Source organism: Enterococcus sp. HY326 (assembly GCF_026157065.1).
Taxonomy (GTDB): Bacteria; Bacillota; Bacilli; order Lactobacillales; family Enterococcaceae; genus HY326.
Window position 1 is genome coordinate 574,286 of sequence record NZ_JANLGQ010000001.1, and the last position, 18,479, is coordinate 592,764.

The 18,479-nt window shown below is 39.9% G+C and carries 16 protein-coding genes; 1 reads left to right on the top strand and 15 read right to left on the bottom strand.

Going from position 1 to position 18,479, the window contains the following annotated elements:
* Nucleotides 1–340 precede the first annotated feature (340 nt).
* The 12 genes from ORH16_RS02840 to ORH16_RS02895 all read right to left on the bottom strand — a co-directional run bounded on the left by ORH16_RS02840 (nucleotide 341) and on the right by ORH16_RS02895 (nucleotide 14,926).
* On the bottom strand, nucleotides 341–1,252 hold the full coding sequence (locus tag ORH16_RS02840) for a metallophosphoesterase (RefSeq protein ID WP_265456044.1): 912 nt from the start codon (nucleotides 1,250–1,252) through the stop codon (nucleotides 341–343).
* A gap of 205 nt (nucleotides 1,253–1,457) precedes the next feature.
* Nucleotides 1,458–2,525, bottom strand: coding sequence for a signal peptidase I (lepB, locus tag ORH16_RS02845; protein ID WP_265456046.1), 1,068 nt, complete (start codon nucleotides 2,523–2,525; stop codon nucleotides 1,458–1,460).
* Nucleotides 2,518–3,201, bottom strand: coding sequence for a hypothetical protein (locus tag ORH16_RS02850; RefSeq protein WP_265456047.1), 684 nt, complete (start codon nucleotides 3,199–3,201; stop codon nucleotides 2,518–2,520). The genes lepB and ORH16_RS02850 overlap by 8 nt, the downstream gene beginning before the upstream one ends.
* A gap of 36 nt (nucleotides 3,202–3,237) precedes the next feature.
* A complete protein-coding gene (locus ORH16_RS02855) occupies nucleotides 3,238–4,323 on the bottom strand; it encodes a DUF916 and DUF3324 domain-containing protein (RefSeq protein ID WP_265456048.1) in 1,086 nt (361 codons plus the stop codon).
* 162 nt (nucleotides 4,324–4,485) lie between these two features.
* Nucleotides 4,486–5,334 carry a WxL domain-containing protein gene (locus ORH16_RS02860; protein WP_265456049.1) on the bottom strand — a complete coding sequence of 283 codons (849 nt, stop codon included), beginning with the start codon at nucleotides 5,332–5,334 and terminating at the stop codon, nucleotides 4,486–4,488.
* Between the two features lie 70 nt (nucleotides 5,335–5,404).
* Nucleotides 5,405–6,214, bottom strand: coding sequence for a WxL domain-containing protein (locus ORH16_RS02865; protein ID WP_265456050.1), 810 nt, complete (start codon nucleotides 6,212–6,214; stop codon nucleotides 5,405–5,407).
* Nucleotides 6,214–6,525, bottom strand: a complete 312-nt coding sequence (locus ORH16_RS02870) for an LPXTG cell wall anchor domain-containing protein (RefSeq protein WP_265456051.1) — start codon at nucleotides 6,523–6,525, stop codon at nucleotides 6,214–6,216. Before ORH16_RS02870 ends, ORH16_RS02865 begins: the two co-directional genes overlap by 1 nt.
* Before the next feature lie 14 nt (nucleotides 6,526–6,539).
* The gene (locus ORH16_RS02875) at nucleotides 6,540–10,163 is read right to left on the bottom strand and encodes a hypothetical protein (protein WP_265456053.1); all 3,624 of its coding nucleotides are present in this window, start codon (nucleotides 10,161–10,163) and stop codon (nucleotides 6,540–6,542) included.
* A gap of 140 nt (nucleotides 10,164–10,303) precedes the next feature.
* A complete protein-coding gene (locus tag ORH16_RS02880; RefSeq protein WP_265456055.1) occupies nucleotides 10,304–11,020 on the bottom strand; it encodes a winged helix-turn-helix domain-containing protein in 717 nt (238 codons plus the stop codon).
* 267 nt (nucleotides 11,021–11,287) lie between these two features.
* Nucleotides 11,288–12,400, bottom strand: coding sequence for a tyrosine-type recombinase/integrase (locus tag ORH16_RS02885; RefSeq protein WP_265456057.1), 1,113 nt, complete (start codon nucleotides 12,398–12,400; stop codon nucleotides 11,288–11,290).
* Between the two features lie 481 nt (nucleotides 12,401–12,881).
* A complete protein-coding gene (locus ORH16_RS02890; RefSeq protein WP_265456059.1) occupies nucleotides 12,882–14,123 on the bottom strand; it encodes a hypothetical protein in 1,242 nt (413 codons plus the stop codon).
* Between the two features lie 542 nt (nucleotides 14,124–14,665).
* Nucleotides 14,666–14,926 carry a hypothetical protein gene (locus tag ORH16_RS02895; protein ID WP_265456060.1) on the bottom strand — a complete coding sequence of 87 codons (261 nt, stop codon included), beginning with the start codon at nucleotides 14,924–14,926 and terminating at the stop codon, nucleotides 14,666–14,668.
* A gap of 412 nt (nucleotides 14,927–15,338) precedes the next feature.
* On the opposite strand from ORH16_RS02895, the gene ORH16_RS02900 reads away from it, so the two are divergent.
* Nucleotides 15,339–15,803, top strand: coding sequence for a GNAT family N-acetyltransferase (locus tag ORH16_RS02900; RefSeq protein WP_265456062.1), 465 nt, complete (start codon nucleotides 15,339–15,341; stop codon nucleotides 15,801–15,803).
* A 101-nt stretch (nucleotides 15,804–15,904) separates the two neighbouring features.
* Here the strand turns inward: ORH16_RS02900 and ORH16_RS02905 are convergent, their stop codons facing one another.
* The 3 genes from ORH16_RS02905 to trpB are packed head-to-tail and all read right to left on the bottom strand — an operon-like array spanning nucleotide 15,905 to nucleotide 18,473.
* Nucleotides 15,905–16,471, bottom strand: a complete 567-nt coding sequence (locus ORH16_RS02905) for a GNAT family N-acetyltransferase (protein WP_265456064.1) — start codon at nucleotides 16,469–16,471, stop codon at nucleotides 15,905–15,907.
* A gap of 47 nt (nucleotides 16,472–16,518) precedes the next feature.
* Complete coding sequence (trpA, locus tag ORH16_RS02910; RefSeq protein ID WP_265456065.1) at nucleotides 16,519–17,283, bottom strand: tryptophan synthase subunit alpha; 765 nt, start codon at nucleotides 17,281–17,283, stop codon at nucleotides 16,519–16,521.
* Entirely contained in the window at nucleotides 17,280–18,473 is a 1,194-nt protein-coding gene (gene trpB, locus ORH16_RS02915; RefSeq protein ID WP_265456067.1) for a tryptophan synthase subunit beta, read from the bottom strand. Before trpB ends, trpA begins: the two co-directional genes overlap by 4 nt.
* Between the last annotated feature and the right edge of the window lie 6 nt (nucleotides 18,474–18,479).

Here is an 18,479-nt window from a genome sequence, read left to right on the forward strand (position 1 = left end):
CGCTGCTCATATTTTTATCAGTTTTTCCTTATACTAAAGAATTTTAGTGAATTACTTTTGAGTCTTTTTATCGTGGTATCTATCTCGTAAATAGTAAAATTATTTTTGTTTAGCAATGGCTTTTCGCTAAAGAGAGGAATCTAGAAAAAACTTCTATTAACTAAGCCAACATGGAACAAGGAGCACACTCAAAAAATTGTCGACAGATAGAATTGAAAAAAATTTCTAGCTAGCTGAACTTATCAGTAAATTTGTAGCCGGTGAGCTTCTGAAAAAATGCAAACCAAAAAAGCACTGAAAAAATCCCACTAAACTAGCGAATTTCCTCAGTGCTCGCTGATTATTTATTTGTTGGATAATCCCATAAAGTTAATGCCCGACGGAATTCTTCTTTTAAATGCAAGCGCCGGTAGCGGGTAAATTCAGTTTGGTTATCCTTTAGAATTTTCCGCAGCTTCATCGGATTGAATTCTGGCATCAAGTTATTTTTCATTACAAATTGGCGGGTAATCTGCCACTCAAAATAATAACCAAAAGGCTGACAGGAATAGAGGGTGCCATTGATTTCCTGTTGGGGAAAACGGCGATGAGTATGACCAAAGACCACCAGTTCAAGATTGCTATATTGATCAAATAGCTCGCCGGTTGCTTCGCTGCCTAAAAAGCCATTAAAACTATTCCAGAGCTCATAAGGCTTTTGTTGATAGACAATAAATTCTTTTTTCGGTACAAAATGAGTGGCAATGATTACCTCTTTTTGCTGTTGAGCCAAGTCATCCAGAACCAATTTTAGTTTGCGTAAAATTTCCCGATTGAGGGTCGGATCATCGGCCTCCCGACGGATAAAGCGGTCGTACCAATAAAGATTTTTAGTAGCCGAATTTTTAACCGGGTCCTTCTCCACCGAAAAAGAATAGTCATACCAACCGTTAAAGGCCAGCAAAACCAGTTTGTCATTTAAATTCTGATAGTCTAGATTCAAAAAATGCCGGTCCGGATAATCCTCAATCTGCCCTGCCACATCCGGCATTTCATGATTTCCAAAATTAAAGGTCACCGTAATTCCGTTCTGCTCGATAAAAGCCACCGTCTGCAAAACCTTCTGCACTTTATTCGCCGTATCCCCCGCCAAATGCAAATGAGTCACCCCCGACTCCTGCAGCACATCCGCTAGCACCGTCAAATCCACCTCATCCAGCTGATTTATATCCATATGTAAATCCGAAAGAATTGCCAATCTGCTTGTCGTCATAGAAAAAGCCTCCGTGATAAGTATAGCTTAGAGAAGGGGGATTTTACAAAGGAGGGGTGTCGAACAAACATTGATTCGTTTTCTATCAACAAACTCAGCAAAATTAGTAAAGTTGATTTGAATACCAGCTTATTAATAAATTATTCTCACAAGAATAAATGTAAAAAAACTATTACCTCCTAAAAAGTAATAGCTTCGAAAATTTTCAAAACGAAGCCAAATCATTAATCGGCAGCAAGCGCATCTTTACCACACCAAGGATTTGTTCTGTATCAATTAATCCATATTGACGACTGTCGCTGGCAAAGGAGCGATTATCGCCTAAAACCAAATAACAATTATCAGGGATTCTATTTTCGCCAGTAATCTCAACCAGACGAAAATTTGTTGTATAATTTCCGCCATTAGCCAGAGACTCGTTGATTTCATCGATAATAAAGGGCTCGCTAATGATGCTGTCATTGACGTAAAGCTCATCGTCAACATACGCAATATCCTCACCCGGCAGTCCAATCACCCGTCTAACTTGTTGGGTATTCCCCCGCTGAATCACTACCAAATCCATTCGCCTCACACTAGTCGTTTTATGAACGATAACCGTATCGCCATCCCTTAAAGTTGGAATCATGCTGAAGCCGTTTACCCTGGTGATAGTGATAAAAAAGGAACCAATCAAAACAAAAACCAATAAAGTCCCTGCAGAAATAAGCAACAGCTCTTTAAAATGCACAACTAATCTAATCAGCTGAGGCTGTTTTTTATTTTGCCGCTTTTTTTGTTTCTGAGTTCTCTTTTTAGCAGTCGTGTTTTTGACAGCCAATGGAGTTGCGGAATTCTTCTGCTGATTAGGCTTTTTTTCTTTTCTAGTGGGTGCGGAATCTTTTTTCTTTAGCGCTGCTTTTCCAGCAGCGCTTCGCTGTTTCGCTAACTTTGCCGCTTCTTCTGTAGTTTTCACTAGACTTTTTTTAGGTCTAGCTTGTTTAACTTCTGTTTGTCTTACCTTAGCACTAGTATCTTTGGCTGTTACTTGATTTCTAATTTGCGACTTTTTTGTAACAGTAATTTGGGCCTTGACCGGAACTGCTTTTTTTATTTTTACTGGGGCCTTGCCTTGAGTATTTTTTTTAGCTTTTGTTTGCCCTGTTTCTAAGGTATCCTTTTGAAAGCTTGCTTTGCCATTACCTTTAACAGTTCTTTTAACTTGTTCACGCCTAGCTAAATTTTTTTTAGGGTGATTTTTGGATTCCCTCGTTGTTTTTTTCGCCTTACTCATTGCCTCCACTCATTTCAGTTTCCAAGGCATCTTTATTCACTTGGAAGTAGTCGAAAGCCGCATCTTCCAGAGTAATCACTCGTTCGATGTCACTAGCATATTGAGCGACTAGTTCAGGATTGCCATAAAAATCAGCTGATTGACGGGTCAAGTTAAGGCCTAGTTCCCCGAGTGAAGCGTAATATCGGTTCAAAACTGTTTGTCCGTCTACTGTATTTAAAGAATTAGCTACCTTACTTCCATAACTTGCTAGACTAGTCGATAAATATCGGATATTGCGGTTGATAGCATCTTCCTCCTCCTCTTGATTCTCGGCTGATAAAAGTTGCTCCTGGACCTCCCTAACTAATGAAAAAGAGCGAGCAACTAAATCCGCATCATCAGACGAAAGGTTAGTTGACTGATAGAACATTCCATAAGCTGTCCCACTGCCGAAAATCAAGGTTGCAAAAAAGAGTATGATTACTTTTCGAAGACTAGCTTTTTTTTGTTGCTGAAATTTTTTCTGAGCTCTTAAAAACCTCATACGCTTCTTTTTATTTTTGGGTAATCGTTGGGGTAATTTTTTTAGCTTTCTTTTTTTCAAAAGAAACTGCAGGATAAAATAGAACATAAAAATAATCAAGATAATCGTGGCAGCAATACCAATCATTATCACCCATTCCAGAATTGTCATTGCTTCCCCCCTGTATCCTTAAGTGACGTATAATCATCATTTACGCTTACCTTTTCTATTTTTTTTATTCTGTTTGCGGATTCTTCTCACTACTAAAAAGCCTAGCAATACAACAGCTAAAAATCCGCCAACTATCATAGCGATAATTTGCCAGTCAAATCCTCGGTCTTGTACCAAGCCGACATCTCGTTCATTGAACTCATCAGCCTCTTCTTGCGTAATTTCAAACTCCTCGGTCCATTCCCAACTTTGATCTCCAACATAAGCATTTATATGAGCTGTATAGGTTCCCGGTGTCATGCGGTCTCCATTCATACTAATCGGAAAGTTCATAAAGCTATTAGGGGCCATTCGCATCCCCGTTTTACGAGATTCCCACAGTACCTGACTACTACCGCTCTCTGAAATTTGAGCTTGAACTGTCAATCCATTCACATATGTAGCAGCGATATTGGAATAATTTACAAATATAGTATTCCGATAATTTTGCTGTTCAGCAAAAGCTTCATTAAATGACAGCTCTGGGGCAACCTCAACATCACTTTTTCGCAGTAAAATGGATACAGCGTAACGGTAACGATTACCAACACGAGAACCACCACTGGCATCATCTGATTGAGCGGCTTCTTCTTCAGGCCGTTGCATAACGAGTCCTCCCGCAATCACTCCATCGAAAGAAGCTTCCGGCATTTGAATCGTTAATTCCAGTTGCTTAGTTTCACCAGCTGCTAGCTCAACTGAATCAGGACCTGAGACAATTTCCGTAAAATCATAGGCTAAAGAAGGATCGTTTTCAATATTATTGGCGGCGTATTCTATGACACCATTACTATTAGTTTTTGCACCATTTAAGTCCAAATTGACTGTTACAGATTCCTCACTGGGGTTATTCAAAGTTAAGGTAATCGTTTGTTGTTGCCCTGGTGTCATCATCAAATCATAGTAACCGAGACTTGTATCAGTCTGGTTTTCTGGAAAATCAACTTGATAGTTGAAGCCCGTTGCTGTGCCACTATTTTCTTCTGATGTTGCTAATCCATTTAGAGGCAAAGCGAACACTAAAAATATGCTAGTTAAAAAAAATTTGACGAAACTGATTCTACCACGTTCTATTTTTGTCATCTTAGTCACCATCATCCACTATATGTATTTCCTAATTGATAGGAATCTGTACCACTTTTTTTGAATTTAACAAAGAGCAAGTGGCTGCGTCACAAGTCTGTTAATGTATTGACTCATATCACAACCACTTACTAAAATTTCAACTCAAACCTGTGCTTCGTATTATGCCAAAGAAGCGATTGTCCAAGTAACTAATGCTTTGTAATTTGCTGCAGTCATACTTGAAGCAGTTGCAATCGGAACATTTAAGACAACGGCTTTATCAGCTGTGTTTGCTACCCCACCAACCGCAATATTTGCATCCGTTTGAGAGTAACTAGCACTTTGACCGAATTCAAGCGTGTATTCACCAGCACCAGTTCCATTTGCTGCTCTAACAACTTCCACTGCACCACCAGTTCCTGCCACAGTATCTTCTATAGATAACTCAAAAGCAGTATTTGTCATGGTTCCAGCAGTTGCTGGATTATCAAAATCTGTTTCTAAAATTCCATTGCTAAATGAAATAGAAGCGCCATCTAATGTCGCAGTGCCTAATACTTCTGCACCTGTTCCATCAGTAGTATAACTAGTAAATTGTTGAGTCAACTCTGCTTGAACGGTATAGCCAGCATTGGTACCTCGGATATCACCAAAGACGACCATTGCCCCGCGAGTCACTTCTACGGGTGTACCATTCGCCACTAATTGATTGACTGTTTGCGCAGCGGCAGGTTTATTAATTTGTGCACGACCAGTATTGATCTCACCAAAGTTCAAATCTGAAACATTTTTAATCCCCAATTGGCCAGGATCAACACCTGGAACTAAACCGCCAGGGTCAATTTCTTCACCAGGTTTTTCCGGGTCAATAATTGGCAGATTAGGATCTAAGCTACCAGCAGATACAATAACACGGCCAGTTGAATCTAGTGAATGAGTCGTACCTGCTGCACTTGCTCCCACTGGTACCAAAAGTGTTGCCCCGATAGCTGCCACCATTGCAGTAGCACATAAACTTCTTAATTTCATTTTGTTTCCTCCTATAGTTTCCTTTTTATTTACAAATGGGTTCCCCCAAATTGTCATAAATTAAGTGGTATTAGTTTGTCGGACCTGCTGTTAATGTCCATGTCAAACTTGTACTGTATTGCACAGGATAAATCCGAGTACTCTCAGGAATTCGCAGTTGAATCGCTGAGTTTGTATAAACTGGCTTATTGAATGTTGCGTCCATAACGCTTTGTCCTGTTTCATCAAGGACAGCATTGAGCGTATTAGCAAGCCCCTCTTGATTCTCCCCAGAAGCTCCAAATTCAATGGTCCAAGTTCCTTTTCCTTGAGTGGAAGAAGCACTCGCTACTGTGTATGCTGAACCGATTTCTTGAATTTCAATCGTATCTCTTGTCACAGATGGCACATCACTTATACCTCCTGAATTTGCCCAGCCTTTATCAAAGGACAAAACAGCCCCATTTAGACTCTGCTCATTCATTTCTTGGATGACCTCATTGCTGAATTGAGTATCTTGCGACAGTTGTAATTCCCATCCAGTTGCTACTGCTCGAACGTCAGTAATCTGCACGTAATATCCCCTTGCATTTGTCTCACTATGAAACAATTGGGCTAACGAGTTATATAAACGATCATCTGTAGTCAGTTCATGTTGACCAAATCCTAGACTTGAAATGAAATCAAATCTAAGCGCACCGTCAGTAGATGGTCCCGGTCCTGGATCGACATCATCTCCTGGAAATTCCGGGTCAACAGGATTTGTTACTCCAGAATCCTGAACCTCCAGTGAGCCATTTTGATTGACACTATGGCTTGCGGCTTCTGCTCTATCACTACATATGCTTATACCAAAGAGAAGAACCAGACTGCTTAAAGCAATACGTGATTTAACTGTCATCAGTCCGCCTCCTTCTCTTTTTTACGCCGATAATAGAGTAGCAGCAGCAATGCGAGGATGACTCCACCGCCGATGAGACTGTAATTTCTAACGACTTCACCTGTTTGAGGTAATTTCCCGCCAGTGTCAGGCAAAGCCTGACTGGAAGATGTCACCGGCGCTTCTGTCGATGTTTCATAAAACGTAATCTTTCCATCAACTGTTGCCTGCCCACCAACTGCCTCAGTTGCCAACCCAGTCACTCCACCACTTAGACAACCCACAAACAGGATCACCAAACTAAGGAGAAACTTTAACCCTATTTTTTTCATTTTCCCCTTCCTTTCTATGGTCCTGCTGTAACTGTCCAAGTGATTTGGCCGGTATAGGTTCCAAAACTAGAAACCGTGGTTTCACTAGAATCGGCAATCAGCTTCAGGCCTTCGGTATCAGCTGTTGTTCCCCAGCTGTCCGTGATGACTTGGCTGCCACCGTTTGTATTGGTAACAATTGTTTGAGCTTGATCAGACAAAGGGACTTCTTTTAAGTTTGCATCAACGTAAACCAAAGCATTCGACATGACAGACTTTGTTTGATCATTAGTCATCTCTTTTGTAAGAGTCGCCGTTAATGTCCATCCGCCATCGACTTTGGCGCGGTTATCGCTGATAGCTAATTTTTCTCCATTCAAATTCGGGTTATCTCGTCTTTGAACGGTTGCATCAAAGACAATTGCATCAAAGACAATTTCTGTTGGCGCTGACTCAATCGCTAAAATACCTGAGAAGATATAGTCAACCGACTGTGTCGTCTCCGTAAAGGTCAATGTTTCTGGATTTGGTCGCCCAGTGGTTTCCAAAGTGTAGCCTTGATTGGTCACTAAGGAAATTTTCGACAGCACTTCCGCATTAATTGCTAAATCGATTGGCTCCGTTGGTCTGCCTGCAATTTGAATGGCAGTCTCCAAAACCTTGTTATCGCCATCGATAAAGTTCACCGTAATCCGGTTGTCATAGACCGTAATCGTGACATCCACGGTCGCAGAATTACCAGCTTCATCCGTCAGACGAACTTGAATCGTTTTGTCACCTGTTGTTGCAACAATTGTTTCAAAATCTGGTGTGCCCACAAATTCCACTGTCACATCAGCTGGTGCCGACACATTATCTTGAATATTGGTCACAAAGTCTCTTGGATCCATCGCTTCTAAATCAGCTACATTCAAAATGTTGATCCTTTGATTTGCTGGATCAGCCGTTGGAGCCTGATCATCACCAAAAGTAATCGTAACTTCTCTAGAGACCGTTCTGCCATCAACCGTCAGCGTTAACGTAATTTTTTGAGCAATATTGGTCATGGAACTGCTAGCAACAACTCCGCTAGTATCGATAGTAAATTTTGACTCATCCGCTTTGACATCAGAATCTGGTGTCAAGTTCGTTAAGTCCGCTGTCATATCCAATTCCCAAGCCTTCATGTCATACTTTGTGATTAAATAATCCCGCAGAGTGTTATTAGTCACTTGAGTATTCCATTCAGCGATATTGCCAGTGGCTGCTAAATTCGACTCAATAGCTAAAGAAGCCGTTGCATCAATGCTGGCATCATCTAGAACAATCATTGGAACAAACACATTGTCCGACGAATTACCTGCCTCGTCGTATAACTTGATTAAGTAATACTTACCAACATAAGGACTGGTAGAGGTTGTGGTAAAGCGACCAGTTGTTGTCAATTGGTCATCAAAAGCTGTATCAGCAATTGCCCCTTGCGCAAAAATATTCTCCGGCGAAGTGGTTTCATCACTGTAACTGATTAAAAATTGTTTTAGCCAATCACTGTCCGTCCGATTATCCGTATAGAAACTGCCACCACCAACATTGGCAAAGCCCCAGCGCCCGGTTCCGATTGGCTGTGTCATGTCAGTAATTGTCAAATCAAAGGTTGTTGTTACTTTTTCACCGACATTAATGGCTGCATTGACATCAGAGGCCACCGTGATCGTGTAAGTTCCTGCTCCGGAAGTCTTGTTGAAGCCGCCATAATCTTCAATACTGAAATATTCAGGATTCGTTGCATAGTCATAATTGGTAGTCGTACCTTGATAGGTCACCGCTAATTCCGGATTTCCTTTGCCTAAAATATAAGCATCAAAAGCCGCATCTGATAAATTTTGACCATAATACTCATCCGTTCGTCCAGTATTATCAGTTGCCGTCAACGTAGCAGTATTAGCTCCAACTAGAACTGGTACTGCAACTGTTCTTTCTACACCACGAGCAGTGGTCAATGTTAAATTGACAGTAATCGTCCCTTCAGTCGCTGTGCTTGGCAATGGTGTTTCAAAAGTGACCGTGACAGGTTCATCAAATGAATCATTGTTAGTATCAACTGCTAAATTATCTAACATGCTTGTGCCAGGATTTGCGAAAACCGTTTCGATATCGCCATTAGGTTCAATAGTCAATCCAGATTTCGGTGTTGCAGAAGGAATCCCTTCGTATAAGGTTTTTGCTTGGCTAGCACTGCCGTCAATGATGGAATCAAATGTTTTTGTGTCAAAGCTCAATGCTTGATAAGTTAATGTAGTCTGTGTTACATCCAAATCAAAGACCATATATCCGTTATCAATACTTGCGGCATTATTGACATAACCATTTTGAGTATTTAAGACATTAAAACTACTGTTTGGTGTGCCATAAACATCAATCATAAAAGTGGTACCATTAAACTCATCTGATGTTGGATCTTTTGGTGAGACGCTTAAGTTTTGCCCAGAACCAGTAATATCGAAGTCAGCTGTAACATCCGCACCAGAAATTTCATTGGTTACCGTGATACGGCTTAAATCAACATCGAAATCAGTTGACGGCAAAGTGCTGTTAATCACAAAGCTGTTATCACGGAAGCCAACGCTGTTATTTGAAACAGTTTGTGTAATTTGGTAATGCAAGTCTTGGTAGCCAGATTCTGTATGAGTTGTACTGTTGGTAACACCTTTAACAACTGGTTGTGTATGTCCTACCCGACTGATAGCTTCAGCCGTATAGAAAACACCAAGAGCCCCATTTTCAATTTGTTTTGTAAATTTTTGTCTTAATGACGTACCATCAAAAGCATAGGAGTACATGTGCTGCTTGATTCCTGCTTCGCTACCTTCACCATAAGTCGTCAAAAGCCCATCAGCAAAGGTGTATCCCACACGACTATCTTCAGGTACATAAAAATCCGAAAAATCTGTATCATTATCTTTCTGAATTGCGAAGGTTTTTATGTTATTAATATTTGCTGCATTCCATAACCCTTTGTAATTTATTGGTTGTTGTGTCTCAGAATCATAAAATTCCCATGTATAATCCAAACTCCCATTTAAAGGAACTGTTTGTCCCCAATTTGCCTGTGTATATTGCATCATCTGATTCAAAAATCCCAAGTACAAATCTTCAAAAGTCATTCCACCCACACTATTTGGCAGCAGATAATCTGCACTAATGTCTTTATCCTCATACATAATGCCATGGAAGAAGAAAAGGTAAGCATTTGTACTATTAATAGTTAGCTTAATATCAATTGATCTACCTTGGTAAAATCCAGCATTATGGATTGTTATTTCAGGATTTGGATTACTAGGTGCGCTTGGATTAGTAGGCCCATAAATAAGGAATGTATTAGATTTACTTGTATCCACTATGGTTGATCGTCCTTGAGTATTTACTCGACCGACATCTTGAGAAGTGTAATAGGTATTGCGGTTTAATTGAAAGAAAGCGCCATATTCTGGTGGCAATTCATCATCGGCTAACCCCGTAGTGCTATCAAGTAAATGTACCCCTGGTGCACCTTCCAAGGCCAAATACCCAGCTGGCGTTGGCGCAGCCTTCGTATCCGTCGTCTGCGCTAAAATAATTCCCCCAACGATTGCTGCTATTAAAACGGGCAATAACAACAACCCAATTTTTTTCTTTTTCACTCGTTTCAACTCCTTTCGTTAGTGCTAGGGGAGTAGCACTAGAATTATTTAAAAACCCTTTTATTTAGAGATACTTAACAGCAGACATGAAAATAGTTCTGCCGTTCCCAACAACAGCACCCCCTTTCAAATGTTTCCGTCTAGTCTGAACTCTGACTAATCTCCAAATTTTCATCAAATAAAGTTTCTGACAAAGCGTAACCATCCCGCCAATTGGACATAAAAAGGTCAGGGTCAATGCCGCTTTTTTTCATCTTGAATTTGACTTTTTTCACAAGCTGAGACAATTGGGAAAAAGTCGAATTGTCCCCCTCCCGTTGCCAGATATATTCGCTTAAATCATTGCGATTAATGAAGTTGCCCGGCTGTTCTTTGAGAATTTCATATAGCTGCTTTTCTTTTGGCGAAAGCCGATTCTCAAAGGAAAAACGGATAACTGTATCAATCGGTTCATGCTCTTGAATGCCCCATTCTGACTGCAGAACAACGGTAATCGGTTCGGCAAGTTTTTCCCGCAAATCACTTAGGGAAATCTCTGACTGCAGCCAATTTTTTAAACCTATTTTCTGCCATTGGGCAAACTCTTCCTCTGTCGGTATGCTGGTATCGCACCGGAAAAAGCGGGTTCGGTCAAATTGGTGCTGCTGTATAATTTGTTCAATCTCTTTGTCTGGCACTGTTTCGCTGAATATGACTAACGGAAAAAGCTCAAAAAAGCGTTGTGTCTCTTTACTTTTTTTCAACAATAAATCAAGAATTTCAATCGAAAAAAAAACTTCATAGCCTAATTTTTTTAATTTCACATCGATTTGGCTATCAATGGTGCTACTCCTGCTGAGAACTGCAGCACGACTCATATCATCACCTCCACTTCTGGATTTTCTTAAAAAAGATTAAACTCATGTAACTGCCTTGAATATTTAAGTTAATTTTCACCAAACTATTCTAAACTAGCTAGTATCGGCAAGCATTCTAGCAGTTCATTGAGTCAGTAAAATATCTTGTAACAACCAATTATAAGATAGGGTACTGGAACCCTTTCAGGGAGAAGAACTTGCAAACTTTGACGGTAACATTGACGACAGAAAAGCCAGTCAAAAGAAAATTTGACTGGCTTTTAACCGTTATTTTTTCATCTGATAAAGCTTGTCCAATTTACGAATTTCTTTCACTCTCTGCTCCATGAGTGACTCGCTATAAGTGTCCAGTGTCAGCTTGATGGACTGATGACCCAAAATTCGACTTAAACTGGCGACATCCATCCCGCTTTCTAAACAGCGGGTAGCAAACGTATGCCGTAAAGTATGAAAATGAATCTCCTTCAAAGAAGTCTCAACCAGCATTTTCTTAAAGCGATAATTAATAATCCGAGGTTCTGTTAACCCATGTTTACAAAAAACGACATAGCTAGATTGACTGCTAACTCTTTCTTTTAGCAAGAGTTTCCGCAAAATCTTCGGCATTGGCACAAAACGTCTGGAAAACTCAGTTTTCGGGGTTGTGATAATCACCTTGGTTTTTCTTTTAGAGTCTCCAATATTTTGAATCCGATTGACAGTTTTACTCACACTGATTAAATTGCTTTTAAAATCGATATCCTCCCAAGTCAAGCCGCTAATTTCGCCGATTCGCAAACCCGAATACAAAGAAATCAAGACAGCCAATCCATGAGCTGATTGAGTACAAATTTTTTCAAGCTCCCTTTGTTCAGTAAGACTTAACGGCTGAGTCTTTTTGTACTTCTTTTTTGGTAGGTCAATTTCAGTCACAGGATTTACCTTCAGCCAACCATTTTTCTCTGCTAGTGTAAAGCTTTGTTTGACAACGCTGAAAATCAATTTGATAGTCGCTGGACTCAGCTTTTGATTGACTAAACTGCCAACAAAATCCTGCAATTGCTCTTTGGTTAATTGAAAAAATGTATAGTTTCCAAGATACGGAGCAATATATGTATGAATTATTCTTGAGTAAGTATAATAAGTGGATTCTTTTATCGAAAGAGCGACCGATTCCAAATAAATTTTTTCTAAAAACTCTCCATAAGTGCCTAAGTACCCAGTTGTCTCCTCAATTAGTTGCTGATTTTGTTTAATACGTGTCAGCTTTTCTTTTACCTCCAAATATTTTTTCCCATAGACCGATCCATAATAAGCTTTTTGGTCTAAGCGATATTTCAAGTAGCGGCCCTCCCATCGACCGTCTTTTCTTTTGTAAATATTTTCTCCACGTCGCATCATTATCACCTTTCTTTTGACCAGAATCTTGACGGCAATTACTCCTAGCAAGCAGTCATCTTCATTTTTTTGGCAAATAAAATAAAAACATTCCTCTAAAATAAATCAGAATACAAAATATTCTTTTCTTTGCTTAAACCCCTTAATTACCATAGAAATAACCTTTATGAAAAAAAGGTTTTTCTGGAATAAAATCACTAAAAAATCAACTTTTATTCAAAATATATTAAATTTATATTATTTTGAGATTGACAGTTAAATAATTTGGATTTAATATTTATATATAGAGTTTATTTTCAAAAAAATACATTTATCTTATAATTGGTTGTTATAAGAGATAGACAAAATTATAGCGGTTAAACTTATTTTTAAAAGGATTTGAATAAAAATCTTGAAAAAGATATGGAAAAGCTTTTTCTTACAAAAAGTATTCAAAGTAAAACCACTAGAACTCAGCTCATTTGCTGTTTTCTAGTGGTTTTATTTAAACTAAGCTTTTACAGCCAAAGTAAGTATTAGAGACTTTGATGGCCCAATTCCCCCAAAAACTGGCCTTTTTATATTGTTTTGCTGATTCATAATACTCCACCATCAGCTTACAAATATCAACTGCTTGAAAAGGATTTTGGGCTAAAAAACTTTCCTTAGCAAAATATTCTTCACAGAGGGCCACCATCAACTGATTTTCATGAAAATAATGAGCTCTGAGAATTTGATAATACAAGTAGTTAGGTTCATTTTTTGCGTTGCCAACATTTCTTAAAGATTCTTCAATCACCTCTTCAGCCAAAACTGGCTTATCTAGTAAGATTAGAGCTGATGCAAATGTGTATAAGTATGGTCGCACTGTCTGCATAAAATAACGTGAATGCTCATTTTTTTTGAGTTCCTGTCTCAACTCATCTTCACTAACAAGCTGAGAATTGGTGTGAGAAAAAAGTAAGATCTTACCAATCATCACCCGACTAATCTCTCCGGAACCACTTTTTTTCAGATTAGCTAATTGTTCCAAGAAAAAAACTGCCTCTTCCAAAAATCCGTAATAAAGCATACATTGCCCGTATAGATAATTCCAACGTTCTAGCAAATGTTTTTCTGGATCCGTCACAAGCTGTAATTGAGCTCGAATTTCTGGTAAATCCCTTAAAAGTGAGGAGCGCTCACCCAGCTCCCAATTGATTTCAGCCTTCTTCATAGTCAGCTGTAGCGCATAATAATCATCTTCAAAACTCAGTAGCGGCAGATATTCATCAATCAGCACCTGCGCCCGCAGGTAATCTCCTGCAGATTGTGCTTCACAAATGACAAGATATAAGGCCACTTTCTTCAAATCAAGCGATATTGGATCATTTTCACGGACTAGTTCTAAGCAAAACTTTGCGATGCCGCTATTTTTCTCTGGCTGCAGTAGCTGCTGATACGTATAAGCTAGCAGATCCAGTGTCAAATAGGCGCCTTCGGAAAATAGCATTTTTTGACCTTTCGCCAAAATATCCGTAAACTTCTCCTCATCAAAATCAAATAAGCTACGCTGGCAGTCTGATAATAGCTGGCGTTCATTACAGGAAATTTCTTTAGCAAACTTTTTTGGTAACTGATAATAATCAGTCAAGCTTATTTCCAATTCCAACGAAGCTAAACGCCGGCCATTTTCAATATTTGATAAGTGCGTCGTTGAAAGATGCAATTCAGTCGCAGCCGTTTTTAATTTTTTTCTTCCTTTCAATCTCCTCCATTTACATAGATATCCAAACATTCTTTTTCTCCTCCTTTAAACAAAAAAGCCTTCGTTATCAATATCATAACGGGCCAGTTCCGATTTTACGTCATCTTCAGAGAGTTCGGTACTCAATAGTAATAACTGATTGTAAAATGTGTAAACCCTTCCTATTCATTCTGCTTTAATTATAATCAGAAAATTCAAAAAGGTAAATTTATTATCAATAAAAACAAAAATAATTTAGCACATGATAAAATTAAATCGTTTTCCTTAAATTTAATAATAGATGAACTCCATTTTTTGTTTTATTTCCCAATTCATTCATTTTAAGAAAATATTTTTCTAATACCAACTGAGAGGATTTCTGGATATTTGAGCTTATCCACTGCTGAAAATTCTTTTGGATCTCCATAATTTTCGAGGTTATTTTTCTTTTTTTAAATGAAACCGAAAAAAACTCCGTTGAAATTTCAAAATTTCAACGGAGCTTTCATTTTTAATTCTTCTCTTACCAAATATTCTATGCAATGTACAATTGAACACATAAATCAAATCAACCCCAACAAGACCATTCCCAAAATAATCACCAGTGCAATAGCAATTGGGGTAACAATTTTAAAAATCAAGGCAGAAGCACCTGTGCCGACGTTTCGTTCCAGTTGATATTTCGGGTCATTGCGGTCTCGTTGAAATTGGTTCAACGTGCGGGACCAGAACAGCCCCCCAGTCGCCCGCATCACAAAGGCCAACCCAATCAAGACAGCGCACATAAATAAAAGCACAAGCACGATTGTCAGTTTTGTTGCCATCATCAAGCCTCCTTCATGCCAAAATTCATTCATCCAGTTCATTCATAAAAAAAATTCCCCACCAAGAATCAATCCATACCCACAAAATTAAAAAAACTCTATTCTTTAAAAACGTTTATCTCGATTGGCATCTTGAATCCCGTGCTTGACCGCCAAACGAATCAGAAAATAGAGGACGGCTGCCCCAATCGCATAATAAAATAAAGCAAAAAATGTTCCCAACATAAGCTGCACCCCTTTTGATTATATTATACCATATGTATCCCCTTACAAAACGTTGTGACGCTATTTATAACGGCAAGCTATTCTATACAATACAAAAAAATTTCAAGTTTTTTATAAAGGCTGAATACTATTTTCAAATGGTGTATGCTTAACTTAAAAGAAATTTCAGGATGGGAGATGAAAGAGGATGATAAAAAAGTTAACCAAAGAAGCTGACATCAAAGCCGGTTTAAAACTTGTCACAGCAGTCTTTGATACATTTCAGGCGCCGGACTACGGGCCAGACGGGGTTGCCAGTTTTAAAAACTTTATTGATTTCCAACAGCTATATCCTCAACTTACTAGCGGTAAAATCAGTTTGTACGGTTATTTTGTTAACCAGCAAATAGTCGGTCTACTAGGTATCAGAAACCCTAATCACATCTGCTTACTTTTTGTAGCGGAGGCTTATCATCGCAAAGGGATTGCCAGGAAGCTTTTTGCTAATTGGCTGCAAGAACATTCAGCAAACCTTACAACCGTCACCGTCAACTCTAGTCCCTATGCACTGGCCGCCTATCAAAAACTAGGCTTTGAGGGTGACACTACTGTTATTGAAACGGATGGCATCAAATTTATTCCCCTCACGTTAACTTTGAACACGCGGAACTAAATATTTACCAACAAGCACTTGTAAAGCGAACTCAAAAAGGCCTCGGATAGTGAACATGCTAGTCGTATGTTCTATCTGAGGCCTTGCTGCATTTTTATAGTTTAATGAGTAGCTCGCCACTCTTCTCTGGTAATCGCCCACTCTAAATAGTTAACCGGTACTCCACGGAATATTCGATAATTTTTGAAATAGCCCGCCTGATTCATGCCGATTTTTTGCATAACACCACCGGAAGCCGGATTTTTTTCATTGTACAAGGCATTGACGCGAATCAGCTTGAGTTGTTCAAAGGCTAGATACAGCAAGGCAATGCTAGCTTCAGAGGTATAGCCTTGATTCCAATACTGGCGATTCAAGACATAGCCCAATTCGCCGGTGACTTTTTGTTCATCCACCCGCAAATCAATCGTGCCAATCAGGTGCTTGGTCGCCTTCAAAACAATGCCGTATTTGCCAAAGGGCTCCTTCATAAAATAATTGGCAATCACCTGCTGAGTATCCTGCAGCGAGTCGTGCTTCTCATAGATAAATAAAGTCGTTTCATCATCGCTAGCAAAAATATGCATGTCACTAGCGTCCATCAACGACACGGGACGCAAAATCAAGCGTTCTGTTTCAATCCGCTGATTTTCAGCAAAAATCAAATTATAATTGACGAGCTCTTCCATCTGGTCACCTGCTTTTATTTATTTATAAAAGCATACCATAGATTTGATTAAGCTAATAATTTTTCCACAAAATGTGTGACTTCACTCAAGGGCTCTTCTGCTAGCATCCGCACAATTTTACTGCCGATAACCACCCCATCACAGCTTTGGCGGAAGCGTTCAACATGCTCTTTTTCCGATACGCCAAAGCCAGCTAAAACAGGAATCTCACTGATTTCATGAATATATTTTAAATGGGCATCTAAATCAGCTCGATAATTTCTGCCAGTACCGGTGACGCCGTTGACAGTCACTGCATAAATAAAGCCTTCACCAGAGGCTACCAAAGTCGCAATCCGTTCTTTTGTGCTGGTGAGGGTCACTAGTGGCACGAGGGCAACATCGCTCTCATCTAAATAAATCGTCACCAAATTACGATGCTCATAAGGCAAATCAGGAATAATCAAACCTTTAACGTCAGTGTCAGCTAGCTGAGCAACAAATTTTTCTAACCCATAGGCGTAAAAGGGATTGAAGTAGCCCATTAAAATCAAAGGAACCGGTGAATTGAAATTTTTTAAGACTTCCAAAATTTCTGCGAGGCTAACCTGCTGAGCCAAGGCCCGCAAACCAGCTTCTTGAATCACAGGACCATCTGCAACGGGATCAGAAAAAGGGATGCCGACTTCAATCGCTGCCGCCCCGCCTTTTGCCAAGGCGGTAATTTCGGCTGGTAACTGCTGCAAACTGCTGGCCCCCGCCATTAAATAGGGAACTAAAATCGTTTCACCAGTGCCTTGTTTTCTTTTTAAAATAGTCGTTAATGATTTCATGCTTGGGCCTCCAAACGTTCTTTAATTTGATTGACATCCTTGTCGCCTCTCCCGGAAAGGCAGACAATCATCACTTCCTCCGGCTGCATCTTGGCCGCTTCTTTGACGGCATAAGCAATCGCATGGGCACTTTCCAAAGCCGGAATAATACCTTCTTTGCGGGATAATAATTGAAAAGCGGCGACCGCTTCGTCGTCAGTAATCGAAACATATTCGGCCCGTTTAATATCATGCAGATAAGAATGCTCCGGTCCGACGCCGGGATAATCTAAGCCGGCGGAAATCGAAAAAGCCTCTTTAATCTGTCCGGCATCATCTTGAAGGAGATGCATTTTGGCGCCATGCAAAACGCCAACTGACCCCACTGTGATTGGTGCCGCATGGTCACCGGTTTCAATGCCTAAACCAGCAGCCTCAACGCCAATCATCCGCACGTTTTCATCTTCAATAAAAGGATAAAACATGCCGATGGAATTACTACCGCCACCGATACACGCCATCACCACCTCTGGCAATTTGCCTTCTGCGGCTAAAATCTGCCGGCGGGATTCACTGCCAATCACGCTTTGATAATCTCGGACAATCGCTGGAAATGGATGGGGACCTAAAGCTGAACCCATTACATAATGGGTGTCTTCCACATTTGCTACCCAATAGCGCAAGGCTTCATTGACAGCATCTTTTAGAGTTTTACTGCCGGACTGAACACTTTCAACTGTGGCGCCCAATAATTCCATCCGAAAAACATTAAGGGCTTGCCGTTTGACGTCGACTTCTCCCATAAAAATCACACATTCCATTCCGAACAAGGCGGCGACAGTCGCTGTCGCCACGCCGTGCTGACCGGCGCCGGTTTCCGCAACAATCTTATTTTTCCCCATTTTTTTGGCTAGTAGCACTTGGCCTAGCGCATTATTAATTTTATGGGCACCGGTGTGATTTAAATCTTCTCGTTTCAAATAAATTTTGGCTCCGCCGGCGTAATCGCTCAAGCGCTCAGCAAAATACAACGGATTTTCCCGGCCAACATATTGTTTTAAGTAGTAGGCTAATTCAGCTTGAAAAGCCTCATCTGTTTTTGAGGCTTCATAGACCTCTGTCAATTCTTTGACGGCATACATTAACGTTTCTGGGATAAATTGTCCACCGTACTCGCCGTAAAAACCCTTCTCATCTGGTTGTTGATACATACTAAT